General features: G+C 44.2%; 1 pseudogene. It reads left to right on the forward strand.

What is annotated here, in order from left to right:
• A pseudogene (locus HW443_RS12675) lies at nt 1–581 on the forward strand (chromosome segregation protein SMC); the annotation flags it as partial.

The following is a 581-nucleotide window of genomic DNA, read 5'->3' on the forward strand; positions in this document are numbered from 1 at the left end:
ACAGGCTTAGGGGTGACATATCTGCAAGGAAAGAGGCGCTTGAGCAGGAAAACCAGCAGATGCTCGCATATGAGCAAGCAATCAAGGCGCTCAGGCATGAGATAGATGCTCTCACATCTAAAGTCTCAAGGCTTGACGTAGAGAGAGCAGAGCACAGGCTGAAGATTGAAAACCTCACTGAAAATATAAGGCAGAATTACGGGACAGAAATAGATTTGCTTGAAACAGAACCACTTTTGCCTGAAGATGAAGAGCGGCTAACTGAACTTAAGGAAAAGATACAGGAACTCGGGACTGTAAACCTCGGCACACTTGAAGAATATGAAGAATTAACAACAAGGCATGAGTTTCTATCAAAACAGCAGGATGACCTTAGCAGGTCAATTGCCGAACTTGAAGAGGCGATAACAAAGATAAATAGCACAACAAGGAAAAAACTCAGAGAGGCATTTGAGGCGCTGAAGGTAAAGTTCTCGGAGGTCTTCATCACACTCTTTGGAGGCGGAAGGGCAGAACTCATCCTTACGGATGAAAATAATATCCTTGAAACTGGAATAGATATAATTGCGCAGCCTCCGGGT

It is taken from the genome of Candidatus Hakubella thermalkaliphila, from assembly GCF_013281975.1.
GTDB classification, from domain to species: Bacteria; Actinomycetota; Humimicrobiia; order Hakubellales; family Hakubellaceae; genus Hakubella; species Hakubella thermalkaliphila.